Source organism: Rhodococcus sp. AB351 (genome assembly GCF_049538275.1).
Lineage (GTDB): Bacteria > Actinomycetota > Actinomycetes > Mycobacteriales > Mycobacteriaceae > Rhodococcus.
The window spans coordinates 42,804-60,903 of record NZ_JBMVFW010000008.1 but is presented as its reverse complement, the minus strand read 5'-3'; the positions used below and the strand labels follow the sequence as shown (position 1 = coordinate 60,903).

General features: G+C 70.3%; 16 protein-coding genes. 11 read left to right on the top strand and 5 right to left on the bottom strand.

The genetic code is table 11. The features are described from left to right. The first annotated feature begins 27 nt into the window (after positions 1-27). Genes ACPCXD_RS17135 through ACPCXD_RS17125 form a run of 3 tightly spaced genes read left to right on the top strand, consistent with a single transcriptional unit; the run spans position 28 to position 6,382 of the window. Positions 28-3,000: an FAD-binding and (Fe-S)-binding domain-containing protein gene (locus ACPCXD_RS17135; RefSeq protein ID WP_423660450.1), complete on the top strand. Its 2,973-nt coding sequence runs from the start codon at positions 28-30 to the stop codon at positions 2,998-3,000. Beyond that, entirely contained in the window at positions 2,997-4,799 is a 1,803-nt protein-coding gene (ctaD, locus tag ACPCXD_RS17130) for an aa3-type cytochrome oxidase subunit I (protein ID WP_423660448.1), read from the top strand. Before ACPCXD_RS17135 ends, ctaD begins: the two co-directional genes overlap by 4 nt. Beyond that, positions 4,796-6,382: an FAD-dependent oxidoreductase gene (locus ACPCXD_RS17125; protein WP_160877854.1), complete on the top strand. Its 1,587-nt coding sequence runs from the start codon at positions 4,796-4,798 to the stop codon at positions 6,380-6,382. The genes ctaD and ACPCXD_RS17125 overlap by 4 nt, the downstream gene beginning before the upstream one ends. A gap of 24 nt (positions 6,383-6,406) precedes the next feature. Here ACPCXD_RS17125 and ACPCXD_RS17120 read toward each other — a convergent pair whose 3' ends face one another. Continuing rightward, on the bottom strand, positions 6,407-6,613 hold the full coding sequence (locus tag ACPCXD_RS17120) for a hypothetical protein (protein ID WP_423660446.1): 207 nt from the start codon (positions 6,611-6,613) through the stop codon (positions 6,407-6,409). A 129-nt stretch (positions 6,614-6,742) separates the two neighbouring features. Between ACPCXD_RS17120 and ACPCXD_RS17115 the strand changes: the two genes are divergently transcribed. Beyond that, the gene (locus ACPCXD_RS17115; RefSeq protein WP_423660444.1) at positions 6,743-7,939 is read left to right on the top strand and encodes a Fic family protein; all 1,197 of its coding nucleotides are present in this window, start codon (positions 6,743-6,745) and stop codon (positions 7,937-7,939) included. 60 nt (positions 7,940-7,999) lie between these two features. Here ACPCXD_RS17115 and ACPCXD_RS17110 read toward each other — a convergent pair whose 3' ends face one another. After that, a complete protein-coding gene (locus ACPCXD_RS17110; RefSeq protein WP_160877860.1) occupies positions 8,000-8,224 on the bottom strand; it encodes a DUF2188 domain-containing protein in 225 nt (74 codons plus the stop codon). 151 nt (positions 8,225-8,375) lie between these two features. On the opposite strand from ACPCXD_RS17110, the gene ACPCXD_RS17105 reads away from it, so the two are divergent. Beyond that, complete coding sequence (locus ACPCXD_RS17105; RefSeq protein WP_160877862.1) at positions 8,376-9,431, top strand: tyrosine-type recombinase/integrase; 1,056 nt, start codon at positions 8,376-8,378, stop codon at positions 9,429-9,431. A 78-nt stretch (positions 9,432-9,509) separates the two neighbouring features. Beyond that, entirely contained in the window at positions 9,510-10,949 is a 1,440-nt protein-coding gene (locus ACPCXD_RS17100) for an NAD(P)/FAD-dependent oxidoreductase (RefSeq protein ID WP_160877864.1), read from the top strand. 55 nt (positions 10,950-11,004) lie between these two features. On the opposite strand, the gene ACPCXD_RS17095 is transcribed toward ACPCXD_RS17100, so the two are convergent. The 3 genes from ACPCXD_RS17095 to ACPCXD_RS17085 all read right to left on the bottom strand — a co-directional run bounded on the left by ACPCXD_RS17095 (position 11,005) and on the right by ACPCXD_RS17085 (position 12,995). Beyond that, entirely contained in the window at positions 11,005-11,454 is a 450-nt protein-coding gene (locus ACPCXD_RS17095; RefSeq protein ID WP_088899596.1) for a PaaI family thioesterase, read from the bottom strand. 118 nt (positions 11,455-11,572) lie between these two features. Continuing rightward, positions 11,573-12,058, bottom strand: coding sequence for a hypothetical protein (locus tag ACPCXD_RS17090; protein ID WP_106199568.1), 486 nt, complete (start codon positions 12,056-12,058; stop codon positions 11,573-11,575). A 220-nt stretch (positions 12,059-12,278) separates the two neighbouring features. Beyond that, positions 12,279-12,995, bottom strand: a complete 717-nt coding sequence (locus tag ACPCXD_RS17085; RefSeq protein WP_160877872.1) for a hypothetical protein — start codon at positions 12,993-12,995, stop codon at positions 12,279-12,281. Between the two features lie 196 nt (positions 12,996-13,191). Here ACPCXD_RS17085 and ACPCXD_RS17080 point away from each other — a divergent pair, with 196 nt between their 5' ends. The 5 genes from ACPCXD_RS17080 (at position 13,192) to ACPCXD_RS17060 (ending at position 18,065) form a co-directional block, all read left to right on the top strand. After that, positions 13,192-14,610: a FecCD family ABC transporter permease gene (locus ACPCXD_RS17080; protein WP_229564947.1), complete on the top strand. Its 1,419-nt coding sequence runs from the start codon at positions 13,192-13,194 to the stop codon at positions 14,608-14,610. Then, positions 14,607-15,743 (top strand): iron chelate uptake ABC transporter family permease subunit, encoded by a 1,137-nt coding sequence (locus ACPCXD_RS17075; RefSeq protein ID WP_160877848.1) that lies wholly within the window; start codon positions 14,607-14,609, stop codon positions 15,741-15,743. Before ACPCXD_RS17080 ends, ACPCXD_RS17075 begins: the two co-directional genes overlap by 4 nt. Then, on the top strand, positions 15,740-16,612 hold the full coding sequence (locus tag ACPCXD_RS17070; protein WP_088899763.1) for an ABC transporter ATP-binding protein: 873 nt from the start codon (positions 15,740-15,742) through the stop codon (positions 16,610-16,612). The genes ACPCXD_RS17075 and ACPCXD_RS17070 overlap by 4 nt, the downstream gene beginning before the upstream one ends. A 78-nt stretch (positions 16,613-16,690) precedes the next feature. Further along, positions 16,691-17,101 carry a BlaI/MecI/CopY family transcriptional regulator gene (locus ACPCXD_RS17065; RefSeq protein ID WP_088899762.1) on the top strand — a complete coding sequence of 137 codons (411 nt, stop codon included), beginning with the start codon at positions 16,691-16,693 and terminating at the stop codon, positions 17,099-17,101. A gap of 13 nt (positions 17,102-17,114) precedes the next feature. Beyond that, positions 17,115-18,065 carry a M56 family metallopeptidase gene (locus tag ACPCXD_RS17060; protein ID WP_088899761.1) on the top strand — a complete coding sequence of 317 codons (951 nt, stop codon included), beginning with the start codon at positions 17,115-17,117 and terminating at the stop codon, positions 18,063-18,065. The last annotated feature ends 35 nt before the right edge of the window (positions 18,066-18,100 follow it).

Below are 18,100 nucleotides of genomic sequence, written 5' to 3'. Positions count from 1 at the left end.
CGGGCACCCCATGAGGAGGACGATCCAGTGAGCACCCACCCCACCCGCCGCACGGGTCGACGCTCGACGTTGCTGTTCGACGAGCTCGCCGCGGCCCTGCGCGACCGCATCGACGGTGAGGTCCGGTTCGACGCCGGCTCCCGCGCCGCGTATTCCACCGACGCCTCCAACTATCGGCAGGTCCCGATCGGGGTGGTCGTGCCCCGCACCGCGCAGGCCGCCGTCGACACCGTCGCCGTGTGCCGCGAGTTCGACATCCCCGTGCTCTCGCGCGGCGGCGGCACCAGCCTGGCCGGGCAGTGCTGCAACACCGCGGTGGTGCTCGACTGGAGCAAGTACTGCACCCGGATCGGGGAGATCGACGAGCACGCCGGCACCGTCACCGTCGAACCCGGCATCGCCCTCGACGCCCTCAACGACGCGCTCGAGCACACCGGGTGGATGGTCGGTCCCAAACCCTCCACCCACGTCAGCTGCACCATCGGCGGCATGATCGGCAACAATTCGTGCGGATCCACGGCGCAGGCATACGGCAAGACCGTCGACTCGGTACTCGCCCTCGATGTGCTCACCTACGACGGCACCCGCATGTGGGTGCAGGCGACCGGCGACGACGACTACGAGCGGATCGTGCGCGGCGACGACCGGCGCGCCGAGATCTACCGCGGCCTGCGCGCCCTGCGGGACCGCTGGGCCGACGACATCCGCGAGCGGTATCCCGACATCCCCCGCCGCGTCTCCGGCTACAACCTCGATTCGCTGTTGCCGGAGAAGCACTTCGACATCGCGCAGCTGCTCGTCGGCAGTGAGAGCACCCTCGTCACCGTGCTCGGGGCGCGCTTGCAGCTGGTGCGCCGCCCCGCGGCGTCAGCGCTGGTACTGCTCGGCTTCGACGACATCACCGCCGCCGCCGACGCCGTCCCGCTCGTCGTCTCCCACGGCCCCGCCGCCCTCGAAGGCATCGACCATCGGCTCGCCGAACTCGAACACAGCCGGCGCCTCGCCGAGAAGGCCCTGCAGCAACTGCCCGAGGGCCGTGCCTGGTTGATGGTGCAGATGAACGGCGACGACCGGACCGACGCCGACGACAAGGCCAAGACGATGATCGACGACGTGTGCCGACGCACCGGGGCACATGCCGCCGTCTTCGACGACCCCACCCACAAGAAACAGATCTGGGCGGCCCGCGAGGCCGGGCTCGGCGCCACCGCCTACCCACCGAACGAACCGGAAACCCATGAAGGATGGGAAGACGCGGCCGTGCCCCCGGACCGGCTCGGGGACTATCTGCGCGACTTCCGGGCACTGCTCGAGCGATACGGCTACGGAACCGCCTCGCTGTACGGGCATTTCGGCCAAGGATGCGTACACACCCGCATCCCCTTCGATCTGCGCACCGCCCACGGCATCGCCGAGTACCGGTCCTTCGTCGAGGACAGCGCCCGGCTCGTCGTCCGCTACGGCGGGTCGCTGTCCGGCGAACACGGAGACGGGCAGTCCCGCGCCGAACTGCTACCGCTGATGTTCGGCAAGCGGCTGATCACCGCGTTCGAGGAACTCAAAGCGCTGTTCGACCCCGACGATCGCATGAACCCCGGCAAGATCGTCCACCCGTTCCGGCTCGACGAGAACCTGAGACAGGGCAGCGACTACCGGCCCGCCGAACCGAGCACCCACTTCGCCTATCCGGACGACGGTCACCGCTTCGCGCACGCGGCGGCCCGCTGCGTCGGCGTCGGCAAGTGCCGCGGTCACGAATCGGGGGTGATGTGCCCGAGTTACCGCGCCACCGGCGAGGAGGAGCATTCCACCCGCGGTCGTGCCCGCCTGCTGTTCGAGATGCTGCAGGGAGACGTGATCACCGACGGTTGGCGCTCGACGGAGGTCAAGGACGCCCTCGATCTGTGCCTGGCGTGCAAGGGTTGCCGCAGCGACTGCCCGGTCGATGTGGACATGGCGACCTACAAGGCCGAATTCCTCTCCCACTTCTACGCCCACCGGCCCCGGCCTCGCGCGCACTACGCGATGGGCTGGATCCCCGTCTGGGCGCGCCTGGCGGCCCTGGCGCCCGGCGCGGTCAACACCGTCGCGCACGCTCCGGTGCTGGCGGATCTGGTCAAGACGGTCGGTGGGGTCGATCGACGCCGGCCGCTGCCGCGGTTCGCCGACCAGCGTTTCCACCGCTGGTTCGCCATGCGGGAGACACCGGTCGGGGGCGGTGAGCGCGGCACGGTGCTGCTGTGGCCCGACACGTTCACCGACAACTTCGATCCGCAGATCGCCCGCGATGCCGTCACCGTCCTCGAACACGCCGGTTTCTCGGTGCGCCTACCCGAGCGTGCCGCCTGCTGCGGTTTGACCTGGATCTCCACCGGCCAGCTGGCCACCGCGAAACGGGTGTTGCGCCGCACCCTGGCGATCCTCGCCCCGGAACTGCGGGCGGGCACCCCGATCGTGGTGCTCGAACCGAGTTGCGCGGCAGTGTTCCGCGCCGATCTGCCGCAGTTGCTGTACGGCGACCAGGACGCGCAGCGGCTGGCCGACCAGACGGTGACGCTCGGCGAGTTGCTGCACGCCCGCGCCCCGGACCGTCATTCGCCACATCTGCGCGCGTCGGCGTTACTACAGCCGCACCAGCGCGCGTCGGCGTTGCTGCAACCGCACTGCCATCAGCATGCCGTGCTGAAATACGGTGCCGAACAGGCTGCGCTCGACGCCGCCGGGGTGGACGTCGAGGTCCTCGACGCCGGATGCTGCGGCCTGGCCGGGAATTTCGGTTTCGAATGCGGGCATTACGAGGTGTCCGTGGCCTGCGCCGAGGACAAGTTGCTGCCCGCGGTCCGCCGCGCGGCGCCGGGCACCCTGCTGGTGGCGGACGGGTTCAGTTGCCGCACCCAGGTGCGTGATCTGCTGCCGGGCAGTGCGCCGCTGCACACCGCGCAGATTCTCGCTGCGGCGGTGCACGAGTCGGGGGTGCACGAATCGGGGCGTCGACCATGACCGCCACCGAGGTGCGGCCGCTGCGGCCCGCACGTCCCTATCCGCGGCGCCGCCACCCGAAGGGTGCGGCGATCGTCGAGGCAGTGACCACCACGGATCCGAAGCGGCTCGGGGTGTTCTATCTGTGCACCGCCTTCGGTTTCTTCCTGTTCGGTGGGGTCCTGGCGATGTTGCTGCGGGGCGAACTGGCGGTGCCGGGGCTGCAGTTCCTGTCCAATGAGCAGTACAACCAGTTGTTCACCCTGCACGGCACGGTCATGTTGCTGATGTATGCCACCCCGATCGTCTTCGGTTTCGCCAATTACATCCTGCCGTTGCAGATCGGTGCGCCGGATGTGGCGTTCCCGCGACTGAACGCGTTCAGCTACTGGGCGTTCCTGTTCGGTGGGCTCGTCACCGTCGCCGGATTCGTCACCCCGGGCGGGGCGGCCGATGTCGGGTGGACGGCCTATGCGCCGCTCAGCGATGTGGCGCATTCCCCGGGGATGGGGGTGAACATGTGGATCGTGGGTCTGGCGTTGTCGGGTCTGGGCACCATCCTCGCGGCGGTCAACATGGTCACCACGGTGGTGTGCCTGCGCGCGCCGGGCATGACCATGTTCCGGATGCCGATCTTTACTTGGAACATCCTGATCACGAGCCTGCTGGTGTTGTTGGCTTTTCCGATTCTCACGGCTGCGCTGATGGGTCTGCTGGCGGACCGGCAGTTGGGGGCGCACATCTACGATCCGGGCACCGGGGGCGCGATCCTGTGGCAGCACCTGTTCTGGTTCTTCGGTCACCCCGAGGTGTACATCGTGGCGTTGCCGTTCTTCGGGATCATCACCGAGATCCTGCCGGTGTTCTCCCGCAAACCGGTGTTCGGTTATCAGGGGTTGGTCTTCGCGACGATCTCGATCGCGGCGCTGTCCATCGCGGTGTGGGCGCACCACATGTACGCCACCGGCGCGGTGCTGCTGCCGTTCTTCTCGTTCATGACCTTCCTGATCGCCGTCCCGACCGGTGTGAAGTTCTTCAACTGGATCGGCACGATGTGGAAGGGCCAGATCACCTTCGAATCGCCGATGCTCTTCGCCGTCGGCTTCATCGTGACCTTCCTCTTCGGTGGCCTGACCGGCGTCATCCTCGCGAGCCCGCCGCTGGACTTCCACCTGCACGACTCGTACTTCGTCGTCGCCCACTTCCACTACGTGCTCTTCGGTACCATCGTCTTCGCCACCTACGCCGGCATCTACTTCTGGTTCCCGAAGATGACCGGCAGATTGATGGACGAGCAACTCGGCCGCTGGCACTTCTGGCTGACCTTCATCGGTTTCCACACCACCTTCCTGGTGCAGCACTGGCTCGGTAACGAGGGCATGCCCCGTCGCTACGCCGACTACCTGCCCTCGGACGGGTTCACCACCCTGAACACGATCTCGACGATCGGTGCCTTCGTCGTGGGCGCCTCGACCCTGCCGTTCGTGTGGAACGTCTTCAAGAGCTACCGCTACGGCCAGGTCGTCACGGTCGACGACCCGTGGGGCTACGGCAACTCGCTCGAATGGGCGACGACCTGCCCGCCGCCGCGGCACAACTTCTACGAGCTGCCGCGGATCCGTTCGGAGCGTCCTGCCTTCGAGCTGCACTATCCCGACATGGTCGAGAAGATGCGGACCGAATCCCATGTCCTTCCGCTCGGCATCGGACGCGAATCGCATCTCGCCGAGGACACCGCGCACCGCGGCGAACATGCCGACCCCTCGAACGGCACCGACCCGCCGGCTGCATCGTCGGCCACGGAGGGCTCGTCCCGGTGAGCGACTACGAGGCGGTGGTGATCGGCGCCGGTCCGAACGGACTCGTCGCCGCCAATCTGCTCGCCGACGCCGGATGGAGTGTGCTCGTGGTCGAGGCCGCCGCCGAACCCGGCGGGGCCGTGCGCAGCGCCGAGATCACCGCCGAGGGCTTCGGCACCGATCTGTGCAGCGCCTTCTATCCGATGGGGGTGGCCTCCCCGGTGCTCGCCGGTCTGGACCTGCACCGTTACGGGCTGCGCTGGCGTCACGCGCGGGATGTGCTGGCCCACCTCTTTCCCGACGACGAGATCGCGGTGCTCTCCCGCAACGTCGAACGCACCGCCGCGTCGGTGGCCCGGTTCGCGCCCGACGACGCCCGGGCCTGGCGCGACGAGCTCGCGCTGTGGCAGCGCATCGGCGGCCCGCTCCTCGACACATTGCTGAGCCCGTTTCCCCCGATCCGCGGTACCGCCGCCCTGGCGCGGAGCACCACCGGCAGTGAGGCGATCCGGTTGCTGCGCCGGTTCCTGTTACCCGCCCGACGGTTCGGGCAGGAGACCTTCTCCGGTGACGGCGCTCGAATGTTGTTGGCGGGCAATGCTGTCCACAGTGATCTCGGTCCCGACGACGCCGCCGGCGCACTGTTCGGGTGGTTGCTGACCATGCTGGGGCAGACCGTCGGCTTCCCCGCACCCGCGGGCGGGGCGGCACGGATCACCGACGCGCTGGTCCGTCGGCTGACCGACCGCGGCGGCACGATCGAATGCGGTCGGGAGATCACCGGCATCCTCGTGCAGGACGGTCGCGGCGTCGGGGTCCGGGACGCCCACGGCGACCGGATCCGCGCCACCCGGGCAGTGCTCGCCGACGTGCCCGCCCCGACGCTGTACCGGCAGTTGCTCGGGGAGGAGCATCTGCCGGCCCGCCTGCTCCGCGATCTGCGGCACTTCCAGTGGGACGACGGCACCGTGAAGGTCGACTGGGCGCTGTCGGACCCGATCCCCTGGTCGAACCCGGCCGCCTCCGGGGCGGGCACCGTCCATCTCGGCGTCGACATGGGCGGGCTGGCGATCTATCACACCCAGTTGCGCAACGGGACACTGCCGGACCATCCGTTCGTGCTACTGGGCCAGATGACCACCACCGACCCGTCCCGGTCACCGCCGGGCACCGAGGCGGTCTGGGCGTACACCCATGTACCCCGGGATCTCGTATGGACCGCCGACCGGCGCGAACGGTTCGCCGATCGGATCCAGGCCGTCGTCGAACGGCACGCACCGGGGTTCACCGGTCGCATCCTCGGCCGTGCCGTCCAGAGCCCCGCCGAACTCGAACAGCACAATCCCGCTCTCGTCGGCGGGGCCATCAACCAGGGCACCCCCGCCCTGCATCAGCAGCTGATCTTCCGGCCCACCCCCGGCCTGGGCCGCGCCGACACCCCCGTGGACCGGGTGTTCTTGGCCGGCGCCTCGGCGCATCCCGGTGGCGCGGTCCACGGTGCGCCCGGCGCCAACGCCGCGCGGGCCGCGCTGGCCCGCGACGGCACCGGCGGCGGGATGTATCGCACGGTGATACGTTCGCTCCAGCACACCGTGCTGCGGTAGCCCCTTCCGCTGCGGTCGGGGCGGCTAGTCGACCGGGCCGAGCGCGGGAGCGGTCACGAAGCTCAGCGCGTCGTGGCCGGCGAGATGGTTGTCGAGGATGCGCTCGATGGTCTGCCGCCATTCCTCCCACACGGTCCCGGCGTCGTCGCCGGCATCGAGTCTCTGCAGGATGTTGTGCTGCGCAACGTGATAGGCCATGGGCGTGTCGATGTCGAAGGTCGGTAATGCCATGGCCGGCACCCTACGTCCGAACCACCCGTGACCCAAACCCCCGGTTCCGGCCGTGCACACGGGCCCGAACCGAACCCACCCCCGATCCATACCATCGGATAATCGACTATCCGATGGTATGGTCCGGGGATGGCATCGGTTGACGTCGAGTCCGGTTGGCCCGCGGTCACCTACGAACAGCACCCGTGGGTGAGCAGCGATGCCTACGGCTCGCGGCGGGAGAAACGCCTGACCACCGGCCCCTACCGCGCCGCGGTACCCCCGCTCATCGCCCACCGGCCCGTCCCGCTCGACGGCGAACTGCAGGCCCTCACCGAGGAAGCCGCGACGGAACTGACCCGCTTCGATGTCGAGGTCGGACACATCACCGCCCCGTTCGCCTCCATCCTGCTGCGCACCGAGAGCGCGTCGAGTTCGGAGATCGAGAACCTCTCCAGCGGGGCGCGGCAGATCGCGCTCGCCGAACTCGGCGAACACGCCTCCCGCAACGCCCGCCTGATCGTCGGCAACGTGCGGGCGATGCGCGCGGCGCTCGGGCTGTCCGATGCGATCGACGCCGACGCGATCCTGCGGATGCACCACGCGCTGCTCGAGCACGACGATCCGGCGATCGCCGGCCGCTGGCGCACCCAGCAGGTGTGGATCGGCGGGGGCAGCCTGGGTCCGCACACCGCACAGTTCGTGCCCCCGCACCACGCGCGGGTGCCCGAGCTGATCGACGATCTGGTGGTCTTCACCAACCGGGTGGATCTGCCGGTGGTCGCGCAGATCGCCGTCGCGCATGCCCAGTTCGAGACCATCCACCCGTTCCCGGACGGCAACGGCCGGGTGGGCCGCGCGCTGATCCAGGCGATGCTGCGCGGCGGGCAGCTCACCCGCAGTGTCGCCGTGCCGGTCTCGGCGGGCCTGTTGCACAACACCGGGGAGTACTTCGATGCGCTCGGCGCCTACCGCGCCGGGGACATCGGGCCGATCGTGCACTCGATCGTCGATGCGTCGTTCGCGGCGGTCGCCAACGGCCGCACGCTCGTCGCCGATCTCGAGGCGGTGCGTGAGCTGTGGCGGTCCCGGGTGACGGCGCGGCGGGATTCGGCGGTGCACCGGCTGGTGGACGTGCTGTTGCGCCAACCGGTGATCGACAACCGCTCGGCCGCCGCGACCTTGTCGGTGACCGGCGCCAACGCGCAGATCGCCATCGACCGGTTGGTGGACGCGGGGATCCTCACGCAGATCACCGAGGGGCGCCGCAATCGCATCTGGCAGGCCAAGGACGTGGTGCGGGTGCTCGACGAGTTCGCCGCGCGCGCCAAGCGCCGCCGCGGCTGACCTCCCCGGTGTCGCTCCGCCCGGTGTCGATCGGTTCGGTGTCGCTCGGTTCGGGGTCGATCAGCCCGGGATGTCGCGCGGGTCGTGACCGTAGGTGTTGCGTTCGCCGATGCTCCCGTCGAGGTTGTGGACGAGATGTTCGACCTTGCGGCGGCGCGCCTCATCGCGGCCGGCGGCGACGGCCTCCTCGCGGGTGGGATAGCTGCCGAGCAGGTCGTTCGAGCCCTCGATGCGGTTGTGCCAGGATCCGTCCTGGTGGAACGTCTCGACATCGCCGGCGGGCATGGGGTGCTCCTCTCCACGAAGGGTCTGTTGTCCACCGCGTACCCGGTGCCGGTGTCCCCGAATCCGGACGCGGTCTCTGCTGTCCCGTCGGTCCCTGCTGTCACACTGGACTCGCACATCTGTACGAGCGGATCTTCACGGGAGGGGCATCGTGGCGGGCAGCGCGACCGAGCCGGGATTGTCGGACTGGATCGGGTCGTATCTGGAGACCTTACAGACCGCGAAACGGTCCCCGCACACCATCAAGGCCTACCGGCTCGACCTGCACGCGGTGCGCGCCCATCTCGCCGCGACCTGCGCCGTGTCGGAGGAGACGCTCACACTCGGGGACGTGACGGTGCGCGGCTTGCGGTCGGCGTTCGCGGCGTTCGCCGCCGAACGGCAACCGGCGTCGGTGCGCCGCGCGTGGTCGGTGTGGAACAACTTCTGCAACTTCCTCGTCTCCGAAGGGGTGTCGGAAGGCAACCCGATGGCCTCGATCGCGCAGCCGAAGAAACCGCAGCACACCCCGAAGGCGTTCTCCCCCACCGCGATCAATCAACTCGTCGACACCATCACCGTGGAGGCGCAACGTCCCGCGGAGTCGGCGCGGGACTGGCCGCAGCGCGATCTGGCGCTCATCGCGACCCTGCTGCTCACCGGGATCCGCTCGGACGAGTTGATCCGGCTCGATGTGGGCAGCATCCTCGGCGGCCGCGAAGCGCCGGTGCTGCGGGTGCTCGGCAAGGGCGCGATCGAACGGGAGATCCCCCTCGAGGACAGCTGGACGGCGATCGTCGCCGCCTATCTCGAGGAACGCTACGCCCGTTTCCCCGCCGCGCGGCGCCGCACCCGCGACCGCGACGAACTGCCGGTGTGGGAGCGGCACGACCCGGCCGACCCGCTGTTCGTCGGCGCGGACGGCAAACGCATCACCCGCGGCACGCTGCAGTACCGGGTGCGGCGCATCTACCGCCGCGCCGGTATCGAGTCCGAACGCAAACGCGGTGCGCTCGCCCACGCGTTGCGGCACACCTTCGCGACGAGCCTGGCCGACAGCGGCGCGACGATGGTCGAGTTGCAGCAGCTGCTCGGGCACCGGTCGTTGCAGACCGTGCAGGTGTACACCTCGGCAACCAACGATGCGGTGCGGCACGCCGCGCGGCACAACCCCGTCTACGGGTTGCTCGGGTCGGGTCGTGAGCCGCTCGGCGACGGGCCGGGTTAGCTCGTCGGTTGCGCTGTGGGCGGGCGCGGCAACTGCAAGACTGGGGATCGATCCATCCGGCAACGTGAAGGAGCATCCATGAGCGTCGAGCAGACCGAACCCCGCCGTCATCGTGTGGTCGTGATCGGATCCGGTTTCGGTGGGCTGTTCGGGACCCAGGCCCTGGCTCGTGCCGATGTGGACGTCACGGTCGTGGCGCGCACCACCCATCACTTGTTCCAGCCGTTGCTGTACCAGGTGGCCACGGGCATCCTGTCGGTCGGCGACATCGCCCCGGCGACCCGCATGGTGCTGCGCAGACAGAAGAACGCGCAGGTGCTGCTCGGGGACGTCGAGAAGATCGACCTGGAGAACCGGACGGTGACCTCCCGGTTCCTCGAGCGGTACACCACCACCGAATTCGACAGCCTCATCGTCGCGGCGGGCGCCGGCCAGTCCTATTTCGGCAACGACCAGTTCGCCGAGTTCGCGCCGGGCATGAAGACCATCGACGACGCCCTCGAGCTGCGCGGCCGGATCCTCGGGGCGTTCGAGCAGGCCGAACTGTCCCACGATCACGAGGAACGCGCCCGGTTGCTGACCTTCGTGGTGGTCGGCGCGGGCCCGACCGGGGTGGAGCTGGCCGGGCAGATCGCCGAGCTCTCGCGCCGCACCCTCAAGGGCACCTTCCGCAACATCGATCCGACCGAGGCGCGGGTGGTGCTGCTCGACGGTGCCTCCGATGTGCTGCCGGTCTACGGCGGCAAACTCAGCCGCAAGGCCCGCAACACCCTCGAACGGCTCGGGGTGGAGATCCAGCTCGGCGCGATGGTCACCGACGTCGACGCCGACGGTCTAGTCGTCAAGGAGAAGGACGGCTCGCAGCGACGCATCGAATCGCAGTGCAAGGTGTGGTCGGCGGGCGTGGCGGCCAGCCCGCTCGGCAAGCAGCTCGCCGAACAGTCCGGCGCCGGGATCGACCGGGCGGGCCGGGTGGAGGTGCTGCCGGATCTGACACTGCCGGGGCATCCGAACGTGTTCGTCATCGGCGACATGATGTCGCTGAACAAGCTACCCGGGCTGGCGCAGGTGGCGATGCAGGGCGGCAAGTACGCGGCCCGGCAGATCATCGCCTCCCTCGACGGCGCCGACCCGACCCATCGGGAACCGTTCAAGTATTTCGACAAGGGCAGCATGGCGACCATCTCGCGGTTCAGTGCGGTCGCCAAGGTCGGCAAACTCGAGATCAGCGGGTTCCTCGGCTGGGTGGCGTGGTTGTTCATCCACCTGCTGTATCTGGTGGGGTTCTCGTCGAAGCTGTCCACGCTGTTGTCGTGGGCGCAGGCGTTCTTCTCCACCGGCCGCAACGAGATGGCCGCGACCGAGCAGCAGGTGTTCGCGCGGATCGCGCTCGAGCACATGCGCTCGGACGAACCCGGCGGCGACTCGCAGAACGGCGAGAGCGCGACGAAGGGCGGGGACCGTTCGGCGGAGGCTCCGGCCGGGCGGGGCCGCGGGGGGACGCAGGCCGCGGGCTGATCGTCGGCGCTCCGGCCGGGCACGGTGTCCCGGCCGGAGCCGCCCGGCTGCAGGGTCAGTGCCCGATGCGGTCCGCGTTCGTGATGTTCGCCAGGCGCACCTGCCCCTGCGCGACGAGACGGTCCTGCTCGTCGACGATCTCCACCCGCCACACCTGCTGGGTGCGTCCGCGGTGCACCGGGGTGCCGGTCGCGGTGAGGACCCCTTCGCGGGTCGCGCGGAGGAAGTCGGTGTTGTTGTTGACCCCGACGACGTTGCCCTTGTCCCCCAGCCAGTTGGCGCCGGCGACGCTGGCGACGGTCTCGATCACCGCGCAGTACACCCCGCCGTGCACGATGCCGTAGGGCTGGTGCTGCGTGGGGGTGATCGTCCACCGGGCCCGCGCGAGATCGGGTCCGAGTTCGACGAACTCGAGGCCGAGGGCGGTGTTGAAGCCTCGGTCGTTGACGGCGTTGATCGCCTGCACGTCGTGCTGGGCCGGGGCGGAGGTGGACTGGTCGCTCATACGGGCTTCCCTTGTTCGTGCGTGGGTCGACCGGCCGCCGGGACAGGTGGCCGTCGAACGATGGTAGGACATGGCGATTTTCGGACGCCTGACCTCCGAGCGTGGCACGCGGGGCTGGTCACTGCAGGGTCACCAGCAGCGCGTAGGCGACGATCGAGTAGCCGTCGGGGATCGGCCCGAACCGGTGCATGGTCCGCGCGCCCTCGTACTCGACGCCGTACCAGCCCGCGTCCGCGGTCGGGATCCTGATGGTCCGCTGGATCACCGGGTGACGTTCGGCGACCCGGGCGCGCCCGTGCGGTCGGGTGCGGTACAGCGTCCACAGATAGCGGTCCCACACCAGATGCCCGGTGAGCACGACGTCGCCGAGGGTGTCGAGTTGCGGTGGGAGCACGGTGGTGAAGCCGTGACCGAGATGGGCGAGCAGTTCGATCCGATCGTCGACGGTGATCTGCTCGACCCGGGCGGGTATGTGCCGGACGAGTTCGCGGATGCAGTCGCTCGCGCCGGGGGTGGTCCAGGAGGTGGTCGGTTCACACACCTGCCCGGGGACGGGTTGGTCGGGCCACGGTTCGAGGTCTTCGATCATCCACAGGGTGGTCATCTCTCGGTGCTTCCCAGGTCGCGGCGCGGATTCCTCCAGCATCCTCCGGGTTCGCCACCGCAGCGCCTGCGATCGGCCGGTTGCGCTGTGCGTCGACGGCGCAGGCTCCGGACACGCGACGGCGGGCCCCACATGGATGTGAGGCCCGCCGCGGGAAGGGACCGGGAGTCACTGCAGCCCTCAGGACTCCGCTGCGGTCCGGCAGTCGGAACGGATTCGATTATAGGGAAGGCTGTCCTAATCCGGCAAGGCCTCGGACGGGATAGCCGGCGGCGACGAAGGCGTCGAGCAACGCCTGACCGCGGCGCGCGGCGGTGCGGCGGGAGGCGCCGCCCAGCACGGGCAGCTGGGCGGCGCCGGTGACGACGGTGCGCCCGACGATCGCCCAGAAGCGGTTCCGGTCGAGCGGGGCGAGGGAGCGCAGCGCGAGATGGACGGCCTCGAGGGCTGTTGCGGCGCGGTGGGCGGTCCACACCGCCATCGCCCGCTTGCACGGCAGCACCACCACGTCGCGTTGCCCGACGGCACGGTCCTCGGGCAGCACCCGCAGGGTGTCGTCGGCGAGACCGGCCCAGTCGATGCAGCCGTCGCTGTCCTGGTGCAGCCACAGATTGTCCAGACCCGGATCCCAGACGCGGCCCTCGAGGGCGTAGGGAGCGAGGACGCGGCCGACCACGGCGTGGATGAGGGCGCCGGCGACCTGTTCGACGGCGATGCGCGGGTCCTCGGTGTCGAGCAGGGCGCGGTCGTAGAGCGCCTCGATGCGCTGTTGCCGTTCACCGCCGCCGAGGAACCACCAGCGGCGGCGGGGTTCTTCGTCGATACAGGCCACCGCATACACGCGGGGGGCTCCCGCGGCGAGTGCGCGCAGCCGGGCGCGCGTGTCCTCGAACGGGCGGACGGGTGCCGCCGTGGGCGGCAGCAGCAGCGTCGTCATCCGACACCTCCTGATCGACGGTGAATCCTGATTAGGTAAGCCTAACCATTGCATCCGGAGGTGGTGTGCGCAACCCCATCCCCTACTCCCGCCGACACATAGGATTCCGTAACCTAACTCCGAAGGCCTTCGCGTTCCCCACGATCCGCGACGACCCGAACCGCACCACCGCCTTCCCGAGGAGCACCCCGCGCCCGTGACCGTCACCCCCCACGCCCCACCGGACGCCGACCCGACCGCCCCGCCCCGCCCGGGCCGCCGGATCGCCGCCGTCCTGTGCGACCTCGCGCTCCTCGCCATCCCCCTGCTCGTCGGCGCCCTCGTCGTCGACACCCTCGCCGACGCCAACGGCGGCGGCCAGACCGACCGCATCGTCTTCGGCGGCGCCGCCCTGGCCGCCGCCGCCGGACTGCTGTGGTGGAACCACGGCTACCGCGCCGGCCGCACCGGCCAAAGCCTGGGCCTGCAATGGACCGGGCTCGTACTGCGCGACCGCACCACCACCGGACCGGCCGGCACCCGCCGCGCCCTGCTGCGCCGCGGCACCGAGATCGTCACCGAACGCCACGCCCGCCACGACGACTTCACCCCCCGCCCCACCGACAGCAGCGTCGCCGCGCTGCGCCGCCGGCGCCTGCTCGGCCTGGCCGCGCTGCTCGTGCTGCTCGCGCTCGGCGCGCTCGCCAGCATCGCCGTCGGCGCCCGCCCGATGACCTTCGCGGAGGTCTTCCACGCCCTCGTCGTCAACGACGGCTCCGAAACCGACGTGATCGTGCACTCGCTGCGCGTCCCCCGCACCCTGCTCGCGCTGCTGGTCGGCATCGCGCTCGGCGTCGCCGGGGCACTCATCCAGGGGCACACCCGCAACCCGCTCGCCGACGCCGGCCTGCTCGGCATCAACGCCGGCGCCGCCTTCCTCGTGGTGTTGTCGATCTACCTGTTCGGGCTCTCCACCCCGGCGCAGTACCTGTGGTTCGCCTTCGCCGGCTCCGCCCTCGCCAGCATCGTCGTGTTCGGGTTCGCGTCCATCGGCAACGGCGGCTCGAGTCCGCTCAGCCTCGCGTTGGCGGGCGCGGCGGTCGCGTTCTTCCTGCAGGCGATGATCCAGACCATCGTGCTGCTCGACCAGACCAGCCTCGACGGCTACCGCTTCTGGGTGGTCGGCTCCGTCGCCGGCCGCGGCATGGACGTCTTCTGGCAGGTGTTGCCGTTCATCGTCGTCGGACTGCTCGTCGCGCTCGCCTCCACCCCGGCCCTGAATCTGCTCAGCCTCGGCGAGGACGTCGCCCGCTCGCTCGGCACCAACGTCGTCACCACCCGGGTGATCGGCATCGCCGCGATCACCGTGCTCACCGGCGCCGCCACCGCCGCGTGCGGACCGATCGCGTTCGTCGGGCTGATCGTCCCGCACATCGCCCGCGCGGTCACCGGCCCCGACTACCGCTGGCTCGTGCCCTACGCCGGGCTGCTCGGCGGGGCGCTGCTCGTCCTCGCCGACGTCGTCGGCCGCATCGTGGTGCGCCCCGGCGAACTGCAGGTCGGCATCGTCCTCGCCCTCATCGGTGCCCCCTTCTTCATCGCCCTCGTCCGTCGCCGGAAGCTGGTGGCCCTGTGAACGACACCCCCACCCCCTCCCTCGACAAGGACGAACCGACGACGGGCAGGCGCCGCTCACCCGTGCAGGTCTCCACCCGCGTCCCGGGCCGGCCCGCCTTCCGGCTCGGCTCCCTCTCGGTGGTCTGGCGCGCCCGCATGGTCATCGTGTGCGCGCTGATCGTCGTCGCCACCGCGGTGCTGCTGTCGATCTCCCTCGGCCGCGGCGACTACCCGCTCAGCCCCCTGCAGGTCGTCGAGGTGCTCCTCGGCGGCGGCGAACGCCTCGACCGGTTCATCGTCTTCGACCTGCGCCTGCCGCGCGGGATCGCCGCCGTGGTCGTCGGCGCCGCCCTCGCCGTCTCCGGCGCCATCACCCAATCGGTGTCCCGCAACGCCCTGGCCAGCCCCGACATCCTCGGCATCACCGCCGGCGCCTCCGCCGCCGCCGTCGCCCTGATCGTCGTCACCAGCGGCGGCTCCATCGTCGGACTGCTCGCCACCCTCGGGTTGCCGATGTCGGCGCTGCTCGGCGCGCTGCTCACCGCCACCGTCATCTACCTGCTGGCCTGGCGGCGCGGCGCCGACGGCTTCCGGCTCGTGCTCATCGGCATCGGCGTCAACGCCATGCTCATCGCCGTAACCCAGTGGATGCTCGTCTCCGCCGACATCAACGACGTCAGCCGCGCCCAGGTGTGGCTGACCGGCTCCCTCAACGGCGTGTCCTGGAGTCAGGTGGTGCCCGCCGCGATCGCGCTGCTGCTCGTCGGCGGCTGGGCCGCGACCGCCTCCTTCACCGTCGGGGCGTTGCGCCTCGGCGACGACACCGCCCGCTCCCTCGGCGTGAAGCTGCAGACCCAGCAGGCGCTGCTGCTCATCGCGGCGTGCGCGCTCGCCGCCGTCGCCACCGCCGCCGCCGGACCCATCGGCTTCGTCGCCCTCGCCGCCCCGCAGATCGCCCTGCGCCTCGTCGGGTCGGCGGGCAGCCCGATCATCGCCTCCGCCCTGACCGGCGCGCTGTTCGTCGTCGCCGCCGACCTGATCGCCCGCACCATCCTGCCGGTGCCGCTGCCGGTCGGGCTGGTCACCTCCGCGCTCGGCGGTCCCTTCCTGCTGTACCTGCTGGTGCGTTCCAACCGAAAGGTCTCCCGATGACCGACACCCATCTGCCCCCCGCCCCGGCCCCCGGCCCGATCGAGCACGCGGCGCCGCGGCTGGTCGCCGAACACATCAGCCTCGGCTACGGCGAACGGCTCATCGTCGACGACCTGGACCTGTCCATCCCCACCGGCGTGGTCACCACCGTCATCGGCCCCAACGGCTGCGGCAAATCCACCCTGCTGCGCGCACTGAGCCGGCTGCTCAAACCCCGCACCGGCACCGTGCTGCTCGACGGCCACGACATCACCACCATGCGCACCCGCGAGGTCGCCCGGGTGCTCGGCATGTTGCCGCAGGCCCCCGTCGCCCCCGAAGGGCTCACCGTCGCCGACCTGGTCTCCCGCGGCCGGCACCCGCACCAATCGTGGTTCCGGCAGTGGTCCTCCGACGACGAGGACGAGGTCGCCATCGCCCTCGACCGCACCGGCATCGCCGACCTCGCCGACCGGCCCATCGACGAACTGTCCGGCGGGCAACGGCAACGCGCCTGGATCTCCATGGCACTCGCGCAGGGCACCGACATCCTGCTGCTCGACGAACCGACCACCTATCTCGACCTCGCGCACTCGGTGGAGGTCCTCGACCTCGTCGACCGATTGCACAGCGAACTCGGCCGCACCGTGGTGATGGTGCTGCACGACCTGAACCTCGCCGTGCGCTACAGCGACCACCTGGTGGTGATGAAGGACGGCCGCGTCGTCGCCTCCGGGGTGCCCTCGGAGGTGATCTCCGTCGAGTTGCTGCGCGAGGTGTTCGATCTCGACGCGTCGGTCATCGACGATCCGGTGTCCGACCGGCCGCTGATCGTGCCCATCGGCACCCGCCACGTCTACGGCGCCGCCGGAGGTCCCCACCGCCGGTGACGATGGTCCCACCGCAGGTCAGACCCTACGACTAGGGGTAGTACGCACATTCGTCGGAGAAATCCGTAGAATCGACCCATGGCAGCACTCGGCGAACTCGAACGCGCAGTGATGGACCACCTGTGGTCCACCCCCGAACCACAGACCGTCCGGCAGGTCCACGAAGCCCTCTCGGCTCGACGCAACCTCGCGTACACCACCGTCATGACGGTCCTGCAGCGCCTCGCCAAGAAGAACCTCGTCATCCAGCAACGCGACGACCGCGCCCACCGCTACCTGCCGGTGCACGGCCGCGACGAACTCGTCGCCAGCCTCATGGTCGACGCCCTCGACCAGGCCGACGAGACCGCCGGCCGCGCCGCCGCCCTCGTCCACTTCGTCGGCCGCGTCGGCGCCGACGAAGCCGCCGCCCTGCGCGCGGCGCTGGCGAAACTCGAAGCGCAACACGGCGACGACACCACCGGCCACGACACCGAGCGGGCCGGCTGACACACTCGATGTCATGAACGCGACCACGGCGCTGTTCTTCGGAACCACAGCGCTTCTCCTCGCCGGTCCGGTGCCGGGGCTGCTCGCCCGCGCCACCTGGCCGCACCGCAACCCCCGGGCCGCCCTCGTGCTGTGGCAGTCCGTGGCCCTGGCGGCGGTGCTCTCCGCGTTCTCCTGCGGCCTGGCCATCGCCGCCCGCCTCCTCGTACCCGGCGCCGACGGCCGACCCACCACCGGCCCCCTCGAAGAGATCGACGCCCTCGGTCTGCCCCTGTGGCTGACCTACGTCATCGTCTTCGCCCTGACCGTGTTCATCGGGGCCCGCCTGACCTTCTCCATGCTGCGCGTCGCGGTGCGCACCCGCCGCCGCCGCTCCCGCCACCGCATGCTCGTCGACCTGCTCGACCGCCGCGAGAGCGGCGCCGCCGTCCGCCACCACCCGCACGTGCGGATCCTCGACACCGCCGACCCCATCGCCTACTGCCTCCCCGGGCTGCGGCACCGGGTGGTGCTCAGCGAAGGCACCCTCGACAACCTCGGCGACGACGAACTACGCGCGATTCTGCGCCACGAACACTCCCACCTGCGCGCCCGCCACGACCTCATCCTCGAGGCGTTCACCGCCGTCTACGAAGCGTTCCCCCGCGTCGTGCGCTCCGGCTCGGCGCTCGGCTCGGTGAAACTGCTCGTCGAGCTGCTCGCCGACGACTCCGCCGTCCGCAAGACCGGCCCCGCCCCGCTGGCCCGCGCCCTCGTCGCCTGCGCCGGCGCCCACACCCCCACCGGCGCGCTCGCCGTCGGCGGTCCGAGCACCGTGCTGCGCGTGCAACGCCTCACCGGACCGGGCCCCAACCTCGGCATTTCCGCCGCCGCCTACACCGCCGCCGCCGCCATCCTCGTCGTGCCCACCATCGCCGTGGCGGTGCCCTGGCTCACCGAACTGTCCCTGCTGCTCGGCCTCTGAGCCGCGACACGCCGCACCGTTCGGCCCGCCCCGAT